This window comes from Amycolatopsis roodepoortensis, assembly GCF_024628825.1.
GTDB lineage: Bacteria > Actinomycetota > Actinomycetes > Mycobacteriales > Pseudonocardiaceae > Amycolatopsis > Amycolatopsis roodepoortensis.
Map to the genome: position 1 here is coordinate 1,400,547 of NZ_CP102415.1, position 16,863 is coordinate 1,417,409.

At 70.6% G+C, this 16,863-nt stretch carries 18 protein-coding genes; 11 read left to right on the top strand and 7 right to left on the bottom strand.

Annotated features, from left to right (window positions below; genetic code table 11):
* Positions 1-287: 287 nt before the first annotated feature.
* The 3 genes from NQK81_RS06620 to NQK81_RS06630 are packed head-to-tail and all read right to left on the bottom strand — an operon-like array spanning position 288 to position 2,939.
* Positions 288-1,193: a glycosyltransferase family 2 protein gene (locus NQK81_RS06620; protein ID WP_257487509.1), complete on the bottom strand. Its 906-nt coding sequence runs from the start codon at positions 1,191-1,193 to the stop codon at positions 288-290.
* On the bottom strand, positions 1,183-2,055 hold the full coding sequence (locus NQK81_RS06625; protein WP_257487510.1) for a glycosyltransferase family 2 protein: 873 nt from the start codon (positions 2,053-2,055) through the stop codon (positions 1,183-1,185). The genes NQK81_RS06620 and NQK81_RS06625 overlap by 11 nt, the downstream gene beginning before the upstream one ends.
* Positions 2,052-2,939, bottom strand: a complete 888-nt coding sequence (locus tag NQK81_RS06630) for a polysaccharide pyruvyl transferase family protein (protein WP_257487511.1) — start codon at positions 2,937-2,939, stop codon at positions 2,052-2,054. Before NQK81_RS06630 ends, NQK81_RS06625 begins: the two co-directional genes overlap by 4 nt.
* A gap of 70 nt (positions 2,940-3,009) precedes the next feature.
* Between NQK81_RS06630 and NQK81_RS06635 the strand changes: the two genes are divergently transcribed.
* The 11 genes from NQK81_RS06635 (at position 3,010) to NQK81_RS06685 (ending at position 13,150) form a co-directional block, all read left to right on the top strand.
* On the top strand, positions 3,010-3,969 hold the full coding sequence (locus tag NQK81_RS06635) for an NAD-dependent epimerase/dehydratase family protein (protein ID WP_257487512.1): 960 nt from the start codon (positions 3,010-3,012) through the stop codon (positions 3,967-3,969).
* A 271-nt stretch (positions 3,970-4,240) separates the two neighbouring features.
* Positions 4,241-5,863: a carbamoyltransferase family protein gene (locus NQK81_RS06640; protein WP_257487513.1), complete on the top strand. Its 1,623-nt coding sequence runs from the start codon at positions 4,241-4,243 to the stop codon at positions 5,861-5,863.
* Between the two features lie 15 nt (positions 5,864-5,878).
* Positions 5,879-6,442 carry a D-sedoheptulose-7-phosphate isomerase gene (locus NQK81_RS06645; RefSeq protein WP_257487514.1) on the top strand — a complete coding sequence of 188 codons (564 nt, stop codon included), beginning with the start codon at positions 5,879-5,881 and terminating at the stop codon, positions 6,440-6,442.
* Positions 6,439-7,797 (top strand): PfkB family carbohydrate kinase, encoded by a 1,359-nt coding sequence (locus NQK81_RS06650; RefSeq protein ID WP_257487515.1) that lies wholly within the window; start codon positions 6,439-6,441, stop codon positions 7,795-7,797. Before NQK81_RS06645 ends, NQK81_RS06650 begins: the two co-directional genes overlap by 4 nt.
* On the top strand, positions 7,797-8,483 hold the full coding sequence (locus NQK81_RS06655) for an SDR family oxidoreductase (protein WP_257489706.1): 687 nt from the start codon (positions 7,797-7,799) through the stop codon (positions 8,481-8,483). The genes NQK81_RS06650 and NQK81_RS06655 overlap by 1 nt, the downstream gene beginning before the upstream one ends.
* The gene (locus tag NQK81_RS06660) at positions 8,480-9,418 is read left to right on the top strand and encodes a glycosyltransferase family 9 protein (RefSeq protein WP_321183082.1); all 939 of its coding nucleotides are present in this window, start codon (positions 8,480-8,482) and stop codon (positions 9,416-9,418) included. Before NQK81_RS06655 ends, NQK81_RS06660 begins: the two co-directional genes overlap by 4 nt.
* A 4-nt stretch (positions 9,419-9,422) precedes the next feature.
* Complete coding sequence (locus NQK81_RS06665; protein ID WP_371878888.1) at positions 9,423-10,721, top strand: UDP-glucose dehydrogenase family protein; 1,299 nt, start codon at positions 9,423-9,425, stop codon at positions 10,719-10,721.
* Positions 10,718-11,329, top strand: a complete 612-nt coding sequence (locus tag NQK81_RS06670) for a flavodoxin family protein (protein WP_126730846.1) — start codon at positions 10,718-10,720, stop codon at positions 11,327-11,329. The genes NQK81_RS06665 and NQK81_RS06670 overlap by 4 nt, the downstream gene beginning before the upstream one ends.
* An 8-nt stretch (positions 11,330-11,337) precedes the next feature.
* A complete protein-coding gene (locus NQK81_RS06675; protein ID WP_257487517.1) occupies positions 11,338-11,751 on the top strand; it encodes a hypothetical protein in 414 nt (137 codons plus the stop codon).
* A 98-nt stretch (positions 11,752-11,849) separates the two neighbouring features.
* On the top strand, positions 11,850-12,524 hold the full coding sequence (locus NQK81_RS06680) for a DUF6766 family protein (protein ID WP_126730844.1): 675 nt from the start codon (positions 11,850-11,852) through the stop codon (positions 12,522-12,524).
* Between the two features lie 62 nt (positions 12,525-12,586).
* On the top strand, positions 12,587-13,150 hold the full coding sequence (locus NQK81_RS06685) for a hemerythrin domain-containing protein (RefSeq protein WP_257487518.1): 564 nt from the start codon (positions 12,587-12,589) through the stop codon (positions 13,148-13,150).
* A 448-nt stretch (positions 13,151-13,598) separates the two neighbouring features.
* Here NQK81_RS06685 and NQK81_RS06690 read toward each other — a convergent pair whose 3' ends face one another.
* The 4 genes from NQK81_RS06690 to NQK81_RS06705 are packed head-to-tail and all read right to left on the bottom strand — an operon-like array spanning position 13,599 to position 16,862.
* The gene (locus NQK81_RS06690; protein ID WP_257487519.1) at positions 13,599-14,270 is read right to left on the bottom strand and encodes a phosphate signaling complex PhoU family protein; all 672 of its coding nucleotides are present in this window, start codon (positions 14,268-14,270) and stop codon (positions 13,599-13,601) included.
* Entirely contained in the window at positions 14,267-15,004 is a 738-nt protein-coding gene (locus NQK81_RS06695; RefSeq protein ID WP_257487520.1) for a metallophosphoesterase family protein, read from the bottom strand. Before NQK81_RS06695 ends, NQK81_RS06690 begins: the two co-directional genes overlap by 4 nt.
* On the bottom strand, positions 15,001-15,810 hold the full coding sequence (locus tag NQK81_RS06700) for a nucleotidyltransferase family protein (RefSeq protein WP_126730837.1): 810 nt from the start codon (positions 15,808-15,810) through the stop codon (positions 15,001-15,003). Before NQK81_RS06700 ends, NQK81_RS06695 begins: the two co-directional genes overlap by 4 nt.
* Positions 15,807-16,862 carry an NAD-dependent epimerase/dehydratase family protein gene (locus tag NQK81_RS06705; protein WP_257487521.1) on the bottom strand — a complete coding sequence of 352 codons (1,056 nt, stop codon included), beginning with the start codon at positions 16,860-16,862 and terminating at the stop codon, positions 15,807-15,809. Before NQK81_RS06705 ends, NQK81_RS06700 begins: the two co-directional genes overlap by 4 nt.
* Between the last annotated feature and the right edge of the window lies 1 nt (position 16,863).

A 16,863-nucleotide genomic window follows, 5' to 3' on the forward strand; every position in this document is an offset into this window, starting at 1 on the left:
AGTGGCTTTCGCAACGTTCAAGGTTGCGAAAGTGGCTTTCGCAACCCCCGCGGCGAGGTGTGTGGAAATAGAGACACTGAACGTCCCTATTTCCACACACCCACCACGCTCGGTCACTAAGCCCGCCCCGGTGCGCATGTCGCGAAAGCCACTTTCGGGACGCCTGATGTCCCGAAAGTGGCTTTCGCGACATCGCCCGACCTACCCACCCCGGCCGACGTTGCGAAAGCCACTTTCGCAACGTTCAAGGTTGCGAAAGCCACTTTCGCAACACCTCAAGAACCCGCTCACCCCACATACCGTCGCGCGACCGAGTTCCGCTGTGACTCCTCCAGCAGCACCAGCCCCCGCTCCACCCCGGCCGGCACCACCGCGCGCTCCCGCAGCACCCACGGGATCCCCCGCACCGCTTCCGCCACCGCCGCGAACGTCGCCCGGTCGAAGGGTGCCGAGCGCAGGACCGCGACCATCCGGCGCGCGATGCTGCCGAGCGGACGGCGCAGCCACAACGTCCACAGCGTGTTGCGGATGCCGAGCTGCCGTCGCCGCCGCGGATCGCGGACGGCCGACGGGGCGTGATGGATCACCATTTCCTCGTCCCAGCACATCCACCAGCCCTTGGCCGCGAGGTCGAGGGCGAACAGTTCTTCCTCTCCCCCGAGCCACATCCGGTCGGAGAAGCCGCCGACGTCGTGGAAAGCGCGCACGCGGACGGCCGACAGGCCCGCCATGACGCCCAGCAGCGCCGGGCCGGGAAGCCAGTCCGGGCCGGGGACCGGGGAGTGCCGCAGTTCCGGGGTGATCGGGTCCTCGGTCAGCGCCGGCTCCACCAGGCACCGTCCGGTCACCACACCCAAGCCGGGGTGGGTGTCGAGCTGCTCGGCGGCGCGCCGCAGCGATCCCGGCTGCCACCGGGTGTCGTCGTCGCAGAACGCCACATACGGCGTCTCCACCTCACGGACGGCGAGATTGCGCGCGACGGCGCCGAGGTTCCGCGGCGAGCGGATCACCCGGATCGACGGGAACCGTTCCTCGACCGCGTCCGCCGTGCCGTCACCGGAAGCGTTGTCCACCACCACGATCGGCGCTGCGTCGGGTAGCGCGGTCATCGAGTCGAGGGTTTCCAGCAGTTGCTCGCGCCGGTTGTGCGTGATCACCACGACCGTGATGCGGTCCGTCACTTCATCCTCCATGGGCGTGTTCCAGAACGCGGATGCGGCGCTCCACCGAAGCGGGCAGCCGTTGCCGGTCGGCGAGCGCGCGGGGCAGCCGCCGGAGCACGCCGGCGAGCGCGCCGAGCACGTGTGGTTCCCGCGGAACCCTTGCCAGCACACGCAATCCTTCGGCGAGGCAGCGGCGCACGGGCCGCCGCATCACCGTGATCAGCATCCGGTTGCGGAGTTCGGCGCGCTCACGCCACGACGACGAAGGCCGCACCGGCGACGGATGGTGGTGTGCCCGCACGTCCTCCGCGTAACAGAGCCACCAGCCGCGCGCCGCCAGATCGTAGGACAGCAGCCGCTCCTCGGCACCGAAATGCAGCAACGGGTGGAACCCCGCGGCCTGCAGATAAGCGGTCCGCCGGACGACCGCGGAGCAGGCGAGGAACCCGAGCACGGCCGGTCCGGGAAGCCCGTCGGGCCTGCCGAGCGGGCTGGCGGCCATCAACGAGACTACCGGATCCTCCCGTTCCTCCTTCCCCACCAGGGTTTTCGCGGCGACGAGGGCGACGTCTTCGTGGGCGTCGAGGATGCGCTCGGCCTCGGCGAGGGCGTCGTCGGCCCACCACGAATCGTCGTCGCTGAAGGCGACATACGGCGTCCGCGCCACCGCGACGCCGAGATTCCGCGCGGACACGCCGATGTTGCGCGGCAACCGGACGACGCGCACGCCTGGGAAGGCGGCGGCCAGGTCCGCCGTGCCGTCGGACGAACCGTTGTCCACCACCACGATCGGCGGTGGGGGCCGCAGCGCCGTCAGCCGTCGCAACGTCCGTTCCAGTTCCGGTGCCCGATCGCGCGTGGCGATCACCACCGTCGTCGCGGGCGCGCTCATCGCACCGGCCTGGTCTTGAGCGCCTTCACCATGTCCCGCACGAGCCCGTCGTCTCCGGGCAGTGCGCGCAGCGCGGCCACCGCCCGGCCCTGCACCGAAGAACACCAGCGCCACCAGGAGTCGAGCACGTCCCGGTTGCCCGCCTCCTCGGCCGGGACGAGCGCGGGCCAGCCGAGCGCGTCCGCCTGCGCGGTGACCTTGCCGCCGCCCTCGACCGGGTCGATGGCCAGTGCGGGCACGCCCGCCTGAAGACTCAGTACCAGTCCGTGCAGCCGGGTCGTGACCACGACGTCCAGATGCGACAGGATCGAGGTGAACTGGTCCGGCGTCTCACAGCGTTCCCAATCCGACGCGGCCAGGCGCGTGTCGAGCGGCACCCGGGCACAGTCCACCCCGGCGATCCACTCCTTCACCGAGGCGTGCACCGCCGCGTGGCGGCCGGAGTCGCCGTACTCCCGCTGCTCCGGCGCCAGGATCACTCCCGTCACCAGGGCCGTGTCGGTCGGCACGCCGAGGGAGAGGTCCGGTGTGCCGACCCCGCCCCGGTCCCGCGCGAAGACCTGGTCGAAACCCGTGACCGTGTCGTCCTCGGGATCGATCACCGAGACCCCGACGGCGATCCGATGGCAGTGGGCGAACCTGCGATGCACCTCGCGCACCTGCCTGCCGTGCGCGGGCCCGCAGACGAACACCACGTGGCTGTACCGCGCCGGATCCACCTCTTCGTAGTTCACGTCGCCCGGCCGGTACACCGGGCTCCACGCCAGGTCGTGCGGAAGCCCCATGGTCGACAGCGCTTTACCGACCCTGCGCATACTGAGAACGTCTCCTGCCGTCGCTTCGCCGTGCCGGAAGCTCGCCCAGCCGATCACCAATGCACGCATATCGGAGGCGTACCCGGCATCGCCGGATTCACACGGTTTTTCCGGCCCTCACCGCGGGTAGCCAGTCGCCATGGACAGAGTGCTGGTGACCGGGGGCGCGGGTTTCGTCGGCTCGCATCTGTGCGAACGTCTGCTCGACGCGGGCACGGAGGTCGTCGTGGCCGACAATTTCGCCACGGCCGTCATGGCCAACGTGGCCCATCTCCTCGACCGTCCGGGGTTCCGGCTCCTCTCCCGTGACGTCACCGGGCCGATGAGCGCGCCGGGCCCGTTCGACGCCGTCTTCCATCTGGCGTCCGCCGCCTCGCCCCGTGACTACTTCCGTCTTCCGCTCGAGACGTTGCGCGCGGGCTCGCACGGCACCGAGCGGGCGCTGGACATCGCCGAACGCGACGGCGCCCGATTCGTCCTCGCGTCGACGAGCGAGGTCTACGGCGATCCGCAGGAGCACCCGCAGCGCGAGGAATACTGGGGCCACGTGAACCCGATCGGACCGCGCAGCGTCTACGACGAGGCCAAGCGGTACGCCGAAGCGCTCACTTCGGCCATGCGCCGGGAGCGGGGCGTGAACACCGGCATAGCGCGGATCTTCAACACCTACGGCCCGCGGATGCGCCCCGACGACGGCCGCATGATCCCGACGTTCATCGGCCAGGCGCTGGCGGGCGAATCGCTCACCGTCACCGGCACCGGCGACCAGACCCGTTCCCTGTGCTACGTCGACGACACGGTACGCGGGCTGATCGCGCTGGCGGATTCCGACGTGCCAGGCCCGGTGAATCTGGGCAATCCACACGAACTCACCGTCCGGCGGATCGCGGAGGAGATCCTCGCGGTCACCGGCAGCGCGTCGCGGATCGAGTACGTCGAAGCGGCGGTCGACGATCCGGCCCGCCGATGCCCGGACATCTCCCGTGCCCGCCGCGAACTCGGCTGGGAGCCGGAAGTCCCGCTGACGGAAGGGCTTCCGCGCACCGTCGCCTGGTTCGCGCGGCCGCGGTCCGGCCCGTACCCGGCCGCCGGAGCCTGAACTCGTAACTCACGTGATCGGAGCCGTAACACGCGTGCTTGAAGCCGGATCGGCTCTGATCACGTGAGTTACGGCTTCAAGCACGTGAGTTACGGCTCCGATCACGCGAATGACGGACCGGGACCCGGCGCTCAGATCCCCGGAGAGACGCTTCGCTGAGTAGCGACGTCCTGGGCTTTCGCGCCGCGTCGTTTATCGCCGACTGCACCGGGTAGCGCTACGGGAGTAAGCGCGGGTCACGGCCCGCATCCCCGACCGGAGAGGTGGCCCGGTGCGCATACTCGGTGTCAACGCCGTTTTCCACGACCCGGCCGCGGCCCTCGTGGTCGACGGCGAAATCGTGGCCGCGGCGGAGGAAGAACGGTTCAGCCGTCGCAAGCACGGCAAGCGGCCGGTGCCGTTCTCCGCTTGGGAACAGCCGTCCGAAGCCGCCGCGTGGTGCCTGGCGGAGGCGGGGATCTCCGCGCAGGATCTCGACGCCGTCGGCTATTCGTACGATCCGGCGCTCGTCGAGCCGGGTCTGGCGGGGCACGACGGGAAGAACGAATGCCTCCGCACCGATTTCGCCCGCCGGGCTCCCGCGTTCCTCAAGGCGGCCTTGCCGGGACTGGATCCCGCGACCGTCCGGTTCGTCCGGCACCACGTCGCGCACGCCGCCTCGGCCGCGCTCGCCGCGCCGTTCGACGACTGCGCGGTGCTGGTGGCCGACGGCCGCGGCGAGAGCACGTCCTATCTAGCGGGTGAGTACCGCGACGGCAAGTTCGAGGAGCTGGCCGAGCAACGACTCCCCCATTCACTCGGGCTGATGTACGAGGACCTGACCGAGCACCTCGGATTCGCCCGCTCCAGCGACGAGTACAAGGTGATGGCGCTGGCCTCCTACGGGAAGCCCCGGTTCCTCGACCGGATCGCGGAAAGCGTGCACACCAACGGACTCGGCTTCCGCACCGACGAGATCGACTGGACCTCGTTCGCGCCCGCCGTCGAGCCGGGGCAGGAACCCGGCCAGGTCCACGCCGACCTGACCGCGAGTGTCCAGCGCTGCCTGGAGGACGTGCTGCTCGAACTCGCGGCCAAGATCCACGAGCACACCGGGCACACCGACCTCGCGATGGCGGGCGGGATCGCGCTCAACTGCGTCGCCAACACCCGGCTCCACGCCGAGGGCCCGTTCGACCGGATCTGGGTCCAGCCCGCCGCCGGTGACGCCGGCACCGCGCTCGGCGCGGCGCTGCAGCTCGCGGCCGACTTCGGCGAACGCGGCCGCCCGATGACCGGAGCCGACCTGGGCCGCGGCTTCACGGACGACCAGCTGGAGAACGCGCTCAAGACCGCGAACGTGCGCTACGAACGTCCGGACGACGTCGCCGAGGCCGTCGCCGAAGCGCTGGCCGAGGACCGGATCGTGGCCTGGTTCCAGGGCCGCTCCGAATTCGGCCCCCGCGCGCTCGGCCATCGTTCGCTGCTCGCGCATCCCGGGCACGAGGCCAATCTGGAACGGCTGAACGACGTCAAGGGCCGCGAGCAGTTCCGCCCGGTCGCCCCGATGGTGCTCGCCGAACGCGCGGGCGAGATCTTCTCCCGCGGCCCGCTTCCCAGTCCCTACATGCTTTTCGTGCACGACGTCGCGCCGGAGTGGCGGGATCGCATCCCCGCCGTCACCCATGTCGACGGCACCGCCCGGGTGCAGACCGTCGACGCGGGCGAAGAACCGCTCGTGGCGCGCATGCTCGGCGCGTTCGAACGGCGTACCGGGGTCCCCGCCGTGGTCAACACCAGCCTCAACACCGCGGGCAGGCCGATGGTCGATTCCCCGCGGGACGCGCTGGAGTGCTTCGGTTCGGCCCCCATCGACCTGCTCGCCCTCGGACCTTTCGTGGTCCGCCGTCCCTGATCTTGGAGGTGTGTCGTGATCGAAGAACACTTCGCAGCGTTGAGCGAGGCCGCCGGGAAGTCCGCTTCGTGGTCGCCGAAGATCCGTGACTGGGGTGGGCATCTGGCCACCGTGCTGTCCTCGGGCGGGCGGCTGCTCGCGTGCGGCAACGGCGGGAGCGCCGCCGAAGCCCAGCACCTCACCGGTGAGCTGGTGGGCCGGTTCCGCAACGACCGGCAGCCGTTCTCGGCGATCGCCCTGCACGCGGACACCTCCGCGGTGACGGCCATCGTCAACGATTACGGCGAGCACGAGGTGTTCGCCCGCCAGGTGCGCGCCCACGGCCGCTCCGGCGACATCCTCGTCTGCCTTTCGACCAGCGGGGGAAGCCAGAACGTCGTCGCGGCCGCGAAGGCCGCCCACGAACTCGGTGTGACCACCTGGGCGATCACCGGCCCCTCCCCCAACCCTCTGGCCGCTCTGTGCGACGACGCGATCCCGGTGGAGGCGCCGTCGACGGCGACCGTGCAGGAGGTCCATCTCGCGCTGGTGCACGCCCTGTGCACCGCGTTCGACGACGCGCTCGGGGTGCCCACGTGAGGCCGCTGGTCGTGCTGGGCGACGCCCTGCTCGACGTCGACGTCGACGGCACGTCGGACCGGCTCTGCCCGGACGCGCCGGTCCCCGTGGTCGACCTCGCCCGCGAATGGCGGCGGCCGGGCGGCGCCGGGCTGGCCGCGTTGCTCGCGGCCCGGTCCACCGCCGAGGTCGTCCTCGTCACCCCGTTGGGTGGCGACCACGCGGGCCGGACCCTGGCCGGGCTGCTGGAGCGCGAGGTCCGGGTGGTACCGATGCCGTTGTGCGGCACCACCGTCACCAAAACCCGCGTGCGCGCCGCCGGGCAGTCGCTGGTCCGGCTCGACAGCGGTGACGGCAGGGCGGAGTACTCGCCGCTCACCGCAGACGTCCGTGAAGCGCTGCGCTCGGCGGGCGCGATCCTCGTCGCCGACTACGGCCGCGGCGTCACCGGCCATCCGGAGATCCGCGAGCTGCTCGCCGAACTGGCGGGCACGATCCCGGTCGTCTGGGATCCCCATCCCCGTGGATCGGAGCCGGTGGCGGGCATCCGGCTCGCCACCCCGAATCTCGCCGAAGCCGAGCAGCTCACCGAGTCCCGCGCCGACGCCGAGGACCTGGCGAAGCAGGTGCACTCGCTCTGGAAGGCCGACGCGGTCTGCGTCACCACGGGTTCCCGTGGCGCTGTGCTGACCGAGGGCGGCTCGTGCACGACGTTCCGGCCGCCGTCGGGCGTCGTCGCCAAGGACACCTGCGGCGCGGGCGACCGCTTCGCGTCCGCGGTCACCGCCGCGCTGCTCGACGGAGCGTCGACCGCCGACGCGGTGGCCACCGGGGTCGAGACGGCGGCGCGGTTCGTCGCCACCGGCGGCGCCGCCACACTGTCCACTGTGGACAACGAACCGCGACCGGAGACGGCGCACCACGGCGCTTCGGCGTTCGACGTGGCCGCACGGGTCCGCGCGCGAGGCGGCAGGCTCGTCGCGACCGGTGGCTGTTTCGACCTGCTGCACCCCGGGCACGCGAGTCTGCTGCGGCAGGCGCGTGCCTTGGGCGACGCCCTCGTCGTCTGCCTCAATTCCGACGCCTCCGTGCGCGGCCTGAAGGGTCCGGGACGGCCGATCGTGACCGCCAGGGACCGCGCCCGGCTGCTCACCGAGCTCTCTTCGGTCGACGCCGTCGTGGTGTTCGACGAACCCGATCCCGCCGCGGTACTGGACCGCCTTCGCCCGGACGTCTGGGTCAAGGGCGGCGACTACGCGGACACGGAACTCCCCGAAAGCGCCGTCGTGCGCAGGCACGGCGGCGAGATCGTCCTGATCCCGACCATCCGCGGCTATTCCACCACCCGGCTGGTGGCCGCGGCGGAAGGAGCATGATGCGCCCTCTCGGCAACGTCCTGATCACCGGCGGCGCCTCCGGACTCGGTGCCGCGACCGTCGAAGCCGTCCGCGAAGCGGGCGGTACACCCCTCGTCATCGACCGCGCCGAACCGGCGGCCGACGTCGCCTTCGTCCAGGCCGACCTGGCCGATTCCGCCGCGGCCGCGAGCGCCGTGGACGAACTCGCCGAACGGGCGGGCGGCATCGACGGCGTCTTCACCGCGGCGGGGACCGACGCGTGCGGCGCGCTCGACGAAGTGTCCACAGAGGACTGGGAGCGTGTGGTGCGGGTCAATCTGCTCGGCACGGCCGCGGTCGTCCGCGCCGCGCTGCCCCACCTGCGGCTGAGCCACGGCACGGTGGTGACCTGCGCGTCGACGCTGGGGCTGCGGGTGGCCGGGGACGCGAGCGCCTACTGCGCCTCTAAATTCGGTGTCGTCGGCTTCACCAGGGCACTCGCCATGGAGCTGGCCGGCCGGGTCGGGGTGACGCTGCTCGTCCCCGGCGGGATGCACACGGCGTTCTTCGACGACCGGGCGGAGCAGTACAAGCCGCCGCCGGACGCGAAACTCAACCAGCCCGAGCACGTCGCGGCTTCGGTGGTGTTCGCGCTCTCCCAGCCGCCCGGCTGCGAGGTCCGCGAACTCGTGGTGTGCGCTTCGGAAGAGGGGTCCTGGCCGTGACCGGGGGCATCCTCGTGCTGCGCGCCCTCGGCCTGGGAGATCTGCTCACCGCGATTCCCGCCCTGCGGGCACTGCGCCGCGCCTTCGACGGCGAGCGCCTGGTGCTCGCCGCGCCCGAGAAGCTGCGCGACATCGTCGAACTGATCGACGCGGTGGACGAGCTGCTCCCCACGGCCGGGCTAGGCGAACTGTCCTGGCCCGGCGAGCCGCCGCGGCTGGCGGTCAACCTGCACGGCCGCGGCCCGGAGAGCATCCACGACCTGCTCGCCCAGGACCCGCTCGAACTGATCACGTACCGGCATCCGGACTTCCCCGGCGTCGACGGGCCGGACTGGCCCGCCGAAGCGCACGAAGTCGACCGCTGGTGCCGTCTGCTCGAGGCCGCCCGCATCCCGGCCGACCGCACCGATCTCGCGCTGCCCCCGCCTCCCGGCCCCAGCCCGGCGGCGGGCGCGGTGGTGATCCATCCCGGCGCCGCGTACGCCGCCCGGCGCTGGCCGCCGGACCGGTACGCGCGGGTGGCGCGGGCACTCTCCGGCGGTCACCGCGTGGTCGTCACGGGAAACGCGGCGGAAGCACCGCTCGCCCGCGAGATCGCCGAAGCGGCCGGGCTGCCGGCCGAGTCGGTGCTCGCCGGCGACGGGCTCGCCGAACTGGCCGCGACCGTGGCCGAAGCGCGGCTGGTCATCTGCGGCGACACCGGTGTCGGGCACCTCGCCACCGCATATGGGACACCGTCGGTCCTGCTGTTCGGGCCGACCCCGCCGCGGCTCTGGGGCCCGCCTCCCGAGGCCCGGCAGCACACCGTCCTCTGGGTGGGCGACGTCGGCGATCCGCACGGCGAAGCCCCGGACCCGGGGCTGCTGCTGTTACGCGAGGAGCGCGTCCTCGCCGCCGCCGAAGGCCTGCTGGCCGCGGGGGCTTCCCGTGGGTGAGCGGGTGGGGGTGATCGGCGCCGGCTACGTCGGGCTCACGAGCGCCGCGTGCTTCACCCGGCTGGGGCATCAGGTGGTCTGCGTCGACAACGATCGGTCCAAAGTGGACGGGCTGCGGCGCGGCGAGGTCACCATCGTCGAGCCGGGGCTCACGGAACTCGTCCGGGACGGCCTGGGCTGCGGACGGCTCCGGTTCACCACCGAGCCTGCCGACCTGTCCGAAGTGGACTTCGTGTTCCTCTGCCTGCCCACTCCGGAAGGTAAGGACGGTGCCGCCGACGTCCGGGTGCTGGAAGAGGTCGTTGCCACGCTTCCCGGCCTGCTGCGGCCCGGCTGTGCCGTCGTCACCAAGTCCACCGTCCCGGTCGGCACCGGGACCCGGCTGGCGGAGCTGCTCGGACGGCCGGATCTGCCCGTGGTGAGCAATCCCGAATTCCTCCGCGAGGGGCACGCCGTCGAGGACTTCCTGCAGCCCGACCGGATCGTCCTCGGCTCGCTGCCGGAGAGCCGGAAGCCCGCCGAACGGGTGGCCGCGTTGTACGGCGAGACGAACGCGCCGGTGTGGTTCACCGATCCCGCCAGCGCCGAACTCGCGAAGTACGCCAGCAACGCGTTCCTGGCGCTGAAAGTGTCCTATGTGAACGTCCTCGCCGAACTGTGCGAGCACTACGGCGCCGACATCCGCGACGTCGGGCGGCTCATGGGGCTCGATTCCCGGATCGGCCCAGCCTTCCTCGTGCCAGGGCCCGGCTGGGGCGGCTCGTGCCTGCCCAAGGACACCGCCGCGCTGCTGCGGACCGCCGAGCACGCGGGCGTCGACTTCGGCATCCTGCGTGACGCCATGAAGGCCAACGCGCGCCAGCGGGCGGCCGTCGTGCGGAAGATCCGCCTCGCGATCACCGGGGTTTCGGACGGCTCGCTCTCGGGCATCCGTATCGGGCTGCTCGGACTGGCGTTCAAGGCGGGGACCGGGGATCTGCGCGAGTCCCCCGCGCTCGCGGTCGCGCGGGAGCTCGCCAGGAGCGGCGCGGTGCTGACCGCGTACGACCCCGGCGTCGAGGCCGTCGAACCGGACATCGTCCAGGTCGTCGACGACCCGTACCTGGTCGCGAAGGACGCGGCGGCGCTGGTGGTGCTCACCGAGTGGCCCGAGTTCCGCGAGCTCGACTGGGAACGGCTCGCCGCCGCCACCGAGCGCGCCGTCGTCGTCGACGCCAGGAATCTCCTGGATCCGGCGACCGTCGGCGAGGCCGGCTTCACCCATACGGGGCTCGGTACCGACCCGAACAGGAGGACAGGATGACCCAGCCGTTGAAGGCCCTCGCACTGGTGTGCTCGCTCAAACCGTCGCCCGCGCCGTCGAGCAGCGCGCTGCTCGCCCAGCAGTTGCTCGACGAACTGGCCGGGCACGGCGCCACCGGTGAACTCGTGCGCGTGGTCGACCACGACGTCAAACCCGGCGTGGAAGGCGACATGGGCGACGGCGACGCCTGGCCGGAGATCCGCCGGAAGGTCGCCGCGGCCGACATCCTGCTGATCTCCACGCCGACCTGGGTCGGCCACATGTCCAGTGTGGCCCAGCGAGTGCTGGAACGGCTCGACGCCGAACTGTCCGAAACGGACGAAGAGGGCAGGCCCGCGATGTTCGGCAAGGTCGGGGTCACCGCCGTCGTCGGCAACGAGGACGGCGCCCACAAGATCACCGCCGACCTGTTCCAGGCTCTCAACGACGTCGGGTTCACCGTGCCCGCCCAGGGCGGGACCTATTGGAACGGCGAGGCGATGAAGGGCGGCGACTACAACGACCTCGACGAAACGCCCGAAGCGGTCGCCTCGACCAACGCGACCCTCGCGCGCAACGCCGTCCACCTGGCGAACCTGCTGCGGGAGAAGCAGTACCCCGCTTCCTGACTTTAGGTGTGAACGACGGCACGGCCGGGTACTCCCCCTCCGTGATCGTCAAGACGCTGGCGTTCGGTGTCTGCCTGCTGCTCGCCGGCTGCACCGGAGCGAGCGGGCAAGAGCCGGTGAAAGAGGCCGCCTCGCGGTTCCTCGGCGCGCTCGCGTCGGGTGATCACCGCTCGGCGTGCGCTTTGCTGGCGCCCCGCGCCCAGGAATCCTGGGCGCCGGGAACCTGCGAACGCGGCCTCGCGGGCGCGGACGTTCCGGGCGGCACGCCCGAGACGGTCTCCGTCTGGAGCGAAGAAGCCCAGGTGAAGACCGCCCACGACACCCTCTTCCTGCACGAATCATCCACCGGATGGGTGATCACGGGCGCGGGCTGCCGTCACCGGAACGAACAGGTCTACGACTGCGCGGTGGGTGGACCGTGAAAGCGCGCCCGGTGTTCACCGTCTACCTCGTCTTCGTCGTGGCCGTGCTCGGCTACTGCGTCCTACTGGGCCTGCTCCACCGGTGAAGGAGGCGGACGATGCGGCGCTTTCTCCGGGACAACGCCCTCTCGCTGGCGTTCGGGCTGCTGTTCCTGCTCAGCCTCGGCGGGCAGGCGTTCGCGGGCCTCGCCGCCTACAACGACAGGCGGCTCAGCCACGCCGCCGAACCGATCGGCCTGCTCGACTATCTGACGTCCGCGGATTTCGCCGTCGACGTCGCCGAAAACTGGCAATCGGAGTACCTGCAATTCTTCCTGTACGTCTTCGCGACCGTGTGGCTGCTGCAGCGCGGCTCACCGGAATCGAAACCGGCGGGGCGGGCCGGGCTGGAATCGGACGAAGAGCAGCAGATCGGCAGGCATTCGACGGCCGATTCACCGAAATGGGCGAGAGCGGGCGGCTGGCGCACCGGGATTTTCTCGATGTCGCTCGGCCTGGTGATGCTGGGGCTGTTCCTGCTGTCCTGGCTGGCCCAGTCCGTGGCCGGGATGAGCGCCTACAACGCCGAACAGCTCACCGAATTCGGTGATCCGGAGACGTGGTTCGGCTATCTGGCGTCGTCGGACTTCTGGAACCGCACACTGCAGAACTGGCAGTCGGAATTTCTCGCCATCGGCTCGATGGCGGTGTTCAGCGTGTACCTGCGCCAGCGCGGCTCCCCGGAATCGAAACCCGTGGGCGCGCCGCACCACGTCACCGACGAATCCGGGTGATTGAACCGCGGTGAACGGGTATCCGTGCGGCGTCGGACTGACGACCACGGACAGGAGTGTCCATGACCACCACCACGAAACACGATCTCGTCTCGGTGATCACCGAGGACCACCGCGCCTTCGAACGGATCTTCAAGGAACTCGAATCCGGGAAGGGCGGCGATCGGCACCGGAAGGACCTCGCGGACCACGTGATCGCCGAACTCGTGCGGCATTCGATCGCCGAAGAGCAGCACATGTACCCCGCCGCGCGGAAACTCCTCCCGGACGGCGACGAGGTCGCCGACCACGAGATCGAGGAGCACGCCGAAGCCGAGCGCGTGATGAACGACCTCATCGGACTGGAGCCGTCGGACAAGCGGTTCGACGAGCTGGTCGGCAAGCTGATCGAGGACGTCCGGCACCACATCGAGGAGGAAGAGAGCGACCTCCTGCCGAAACTACAGGCCGCCTGCTCGCCGGAAGAACTGCGGGAGCTGGGCGAGAAGGTGTTGCGGGCCAAGGAGATCGCCCCGACGCGACCGCATCCCGCCGCCCCGGACCGGCCGCCGGCGAACCGGATCCTGGCGCCGGGGACGGCGTTCATCGACAAGATCCGGGACGCGCTGGCGGACCGCGCGACCTGAGCCTGGCGTTTCGGTTTCGCGCGGGAAAGCGTGACGCGAAAGCCACTTTCGGGACATGTGGCGTCCCGAAAGTGGCTTTCGCGACACCCCAATAGTCCTCAGCGCAACGCCCCTGCGCGGGAGAGCCCCAACGCCTACCGGGTTGCGAAAGCCACTTTCGCAACGCCGGATGTTGCGAAAGTGGCTTTCGCAACATCCGGCGGCGGTCCCAGCCAGAAAGCCTTCACGAAACGGTGGCCCGGAGCGGCTCCGTTGCGCTGGTGGCGGACGTCGCGAAAGCCACTTTCGGGACACGTAACGTCCCGAAAGTGGCTTTCGCGACGGCCCCGGAGCCCTCAGCACGACACCCCTGCAAAGGAGAACCCGAGGACCCACCGAGGTTGCGAAAGTGGCTTTCGCAACATCCGGTGGCTACCCCACCAGAAGCCCACCACGCGCAGCGGCAGCGTCAAAGCGAAGCGTGCACATCCCGCACCGACGACTCGGGCAGCTCCCCCGTGAGCGCGAAGTCCACCCGCCGCGCAACGGAGACCACCTGGTCCGCGAACCGCTCGTAGAACCGCGCCAGCAGCGCCACCGAGATCGCCGGCGCGACACCGTGGGTCCAGCCCGGCTCGGTGACCAGCGTCATCAAGTCCTCGTACAGCGCGTCGACACGCTGGTCGGACCGGGCGAGCGAGTGGAAGACCTCCGCGGTCGGCCCGTCGATCGCCGCGCCGAGGTCGTCCGCCATCGAGCAGACGAGCCCGGCCATCTCACCGAACCGGCCGGCGACGGCGCCCGGGACGGCGAATTCCGGCGCCCGCGCGGCCTGGTCGGCGATGTGCTGGGCGAGGTCGCCCATCCGCTCCAGCCGGTCGGCGCAGTACACCGCCGCGAGCACGGTCCGCAGGTCACGCGCGACCGGCGCCTGCAGGGCGAGGAGTTTCTGCGCGGTGTCCTCGCACGTGGTCCGTGCCGCGTTCAGTTTCGCCTCGACCTCCGCGAGTTCGGCGGCGGCTTCGACGTCCCGGTCGAGGAAGACCCGGTTCGCGAGTCTCAGCTCTTCGCATGCCATCCCGCACATGCTCGACAGCAGCTCGCCGAGAACGCTCAGCTGACCATGGAATCGATCCCTCATGTCAGCACCTTCGCGGGTTCGAGGACGTACGTCGCGTACGCCGCCCGGATCACCGGCTGGGCGACGTTGCGCACGGGGACCCCGCCCGGGCTGACGCCTTGCTCGCTGCCGTAGTGCGCGTGCCCGTGCACGGCGAGCGCCACCTGCGCGTCGTCGATCGGCTCGCACAGCAGGTACGAACCCAGGAACGGGTGGATTTCCGGCGGTTCGCCGTGCAGGGTGCCGGGGATCGGCGAGTAGTGCGTCAACGCGACGGTCACGTCGGGCTGCTCGTGTTCGAGCCCCTCCAGCGCGGTGCGCAGCCGTTTGGCGGCGGCCATGGTGTGTTCGACGAAATCCTTCATCTCGCGTTCGCCGAACCGGCTCGCGCATTTGCCCGCGAACCCGCCGCCGAAGCCTTTCACCCCGGCGACGCCGAGCCTCCCGCCGTCCAGGTCCACGGTGGTGGCCGAACCCTCCAGAACGGTGATCCCGGCTTCCTCCAGCAGTCCGCTGACCGCTTCCGCCTGGTCCGAGTGGTAGTCGTGGTTGCCGAGCACCGCCACCACGGGGACGTCGAGTCCGGCGAACTCGTCGGCCACCACCCTCGCCTCTTCGACGCTGCCGTGCCGGGTGAGGTCGCCCGCGAGCAGCAGCACCTCGGCGTGTTCGGCGATGTTGTCCAGTGCCGGCCGCAGCAGGCCTCGGTTGTCCTCCCCGAGGTGGACGTCCCCGACCGCGGCGACCCGGATCACCGGATCTCCTCGGCGTGCGACGGCTCGCGGACGTCCGCCGTCCGGATGTCGTCGTGCACCAGCTCGGCCGCGATGTGTTCGCACACGACCGCCTCGATGTCGGCCTTGCGGTTGGCGCACGGGACCTCGCCGCTGAGCCGGACCTGGTCGCCGCGCACGGTGACGTGCACGCCGAGTTCGGCGGTCCTCGGATCCTCCGCCAGCGCCTTGGTCAGCCTGGCGACCAGATACTGGGGCGCTTCCTGAGGCATCGGAAGCTCCTTTCCGTCGATGATGGACAGTGCCGCGAGCAGGGTCAGGAACGACCAGGCGTACGGCGATTCGGCGGTCTCCTCGGCCACACGGTGCCAGTCGACCTGCTCGCGGAGGTCACGGGCGATCCGCAGCAACGGCCCGAAATCGCAGCGGTGCGGGCTGAGCACGAGCGTCTTGTCGACGAGCAGGTCGGTCCCGTTGAGCACGGGTGCGGCGGTCGCCCCGACCCGCATCAGCGAAGCGCGGTCGAGCATCTCGTCGGTGACCGGCCGGTGGTTGGGCCGGAAGATGAGGTCGACGAGGCAGTCGCCGTCGTAGACCTTGGTAAGCCAGTCCTCCGGCGGATGCACTCGTCTCAGCCCCGCGGCTTCCAGCGCTTCCGCCGCTTCCTCGATGTCCTCGTGTTTCAGGAAGAGGTCGACGTCGTGGTCGGACGGCGGGCCGCCCCGCGCGTACACGGCGAGGCCGCCCGCGACGGCGAACCGCACCGAAGTGCCGTCCAAAGTGGACACCACCTTGGTCAGCGTGTGCAGCAGTTCCTTCTCGTTCACGGTCGCTCCCCCACCCCGGTGGCCAGTTCGTGCCACCGGCCGACGTCCGGTTTCAGCGGTTCGGTGGGAAGTCCGTCGCCTTCCCGCAATCCTTTGAGGAACGCTTCGATCGCGTCCTCCGACGAGTACCGCGGCGTCCAGCCCAGCTCTTCCCTGGCGCGCGTGCAGTCCATCACCGGGAGATGCAGCACGGCGTCGAACAGCCCCGGAGTGGCCGGGATCAGGTGCAGCGACCAAGCCGCGGCGAGGGCGTGGCGGACCAAGGAGGCCGGGACCTTCACCGGCTTGGCACCGAAGATCCGGGCGAGCGCGCGGGTGTCCAGCACCGGGTCGGCGGCGATGTTGAAGGCGCCCTTGACGTCCTGGAGCGCACAACGACGGTAGGCGTCGGCCACGTCTTCGGTGTGCGCGGTCTGGATCCTCAGCTGCGGGATGTCCGGAAGGATCGGGACGAGTGACGGCCGGACGAGCTTGCCGGGCACGAACGGCCCACCGAAAAGACGGCGCTGTTCGGGCGCCGCGGCCTTCTGGAACAGGAATCCCGGGCGTACCCGGACCACCCGCATCCGTGGATGACTGCGGTCGAACGCCTCGAGAACCCGTTCCACATAAGCTTTTTCCCGGGTGTACGCCGCCTTGGGCGAGCCGTGCGTCGGCCAGTCCTCGGTCACCGGGTGGTCGTCGTCCCGCGGCGAGTACGCCCCGATCGACGACGCGTACACCAGTGACGGCACCCGCATCGCCTGCGCGGCCTCGAACACCCGGATCGAACCCAGCACGTTGGCCCGCCAGGTGACCTCGGGCCGGTGCGTGGGCTGGAAGAGCCAGGCCAGGTGGATCACCACGTCGGCACCGTCGAACACGGCCCGGAGGTCGTCGCGCGCGACATCGGCGGTGACGAACTCGGTCTTCGGGCTCTCCCAGCGGCTGGGGCGCCGCGCCAGCCCGACGATCGAACCGACCTCGGGGTCCGAACCCAGCGCGCGCACCACCGCCGTCCCGACGTTCCCGGTGGCGCCGGTGACCACGATCCGCTTGCCGCTGCTGCTCATG

Bases quoted from the DNA above. Each gene is read 5' to 3' on its own strand.
- NQK81_RS06620 (WP_257487509.1), bottom strand. From the start codon at position 1,193: ATGGAGGATGAAGTGACGGACCGCATCACGGTCGTGGTGATCACGCAC.
- NQK81_RS06625 (WP_257487510.1), bottom strand. From the start codon at position 2,055: ATGAGCGCGCCCGCGACGACGGTGGTGATCGCCACGCGCGATCGGGCA.
- NQK81_RS06630 (WP_257487511.1), bottom strand. From the start codon at position 2,939: ATGCGTGCATTGGTGATCGGCTGGGCGAGCTTCCGGCACGGCGAAGCG.
- NQK81_RS06635 (WP_257487512.1), top strand. From the start codon at position 3,010: ATGGACAGAGTGCTGGTGACCGGGGGCGCGGGTTTCGTCGGCTCGCAT.
- NQK81_RS06655 (WP_257489706.1), top strand. From the start codon at position 7,797: ATGCGCCCTCTCGGCAACGTCCTGATCACCGGCGGCGCCTCCGGACTC.
- NQK81_RS06670 (WP_126730846.1), top strand. From the start codon at position 10,718: ATGACCCAGCCGTTGAAGGCCCTCGCACTGGTGTGCTCGCTCAAACCG.
- NQK81_RS06680 (WP_126730844.1), top strand. From the start codon at position 11,850: ATGCGGCGCTTTCTCCGGGACAACGCCCTCTCGCTGGCGTTCGGGCTG.
- NQK81_RS06685 (WP_257487518.1), top strand. From the start codon at position 12,587: ATGACCACCACCACGAAACACGATCTCGTCTCGGTGATCACCGAGGAC.
- NQK81_RS06690 (WP_257487519.1), bottom strand. From the start codon at position 14,270: ATGAGGGATCGATTCCATGGTCAGCTGAGCGTTCTCGGCGAGCTGCTG.
- NQK81_RS06705 (WP_257487521.1), bottom strand. From the start codon at position 16,862: ATGAGCAGCAGCGGCAAGCGGATCGTGGTCACCGGCGCCACCGGGAAC.